Source organism: Pseudomonas sp. SIMBA_068 (genome assembly GCF_046534705.1).
GTDB lineage: Bacteria > Pseudomonadota > Gammaproteobacteria > Pseudomonadales > Pseudomonadaceae > Aquipseudomonas > Aquipseudomonas putida.
This window is the reverse complement of the sequence record NZ_JAWRYI010000566.1, coordinates 1-270: the sequence shown is the minus strand read 5'-3', so window position 1 is coordinate 270 and position 270 is coordinate 1. Positions and strand designations below refer to the sequence as shown.

Annotated in this window: 1 protein-coding gene; it reads right to left on the bottom strand. The window is 59.6% G+C overall.

Features of this window, described 5'->3' with window-relative positions:
- On the bottom strand, positions 1-270 hold a 270-nt coding region (locus SB756_RS30435; protein ID WP_410913287.1), incomplete at both ends, for a M3 family metallopeptidase.

Here is a 270-nt window from a genome sequence, read left to right as displayed (position 1 = left end):
CATAGACCTGGACGTCGGGATGGTAAACCGGCAGATCCTGTCGCGGCGTGAAACGGATGCCATAGAGCTGCGTCGCCGCCCAGAACACGCCATTCTGCAGCACCGAATTCAGTTCAAAGTAGGGCTTAATCTGGCTCTCATCCAGATCGTAACGGGCGCGCCGCACCTGTTCGGCATAAAAACGCCAGTCCCAGGCCTGCAGGGTAAAATCGCCCTGCTGCTGATCGATGGTCTGCTGGATAGCCGCCGCTTCACGCTCCGCACGACCGC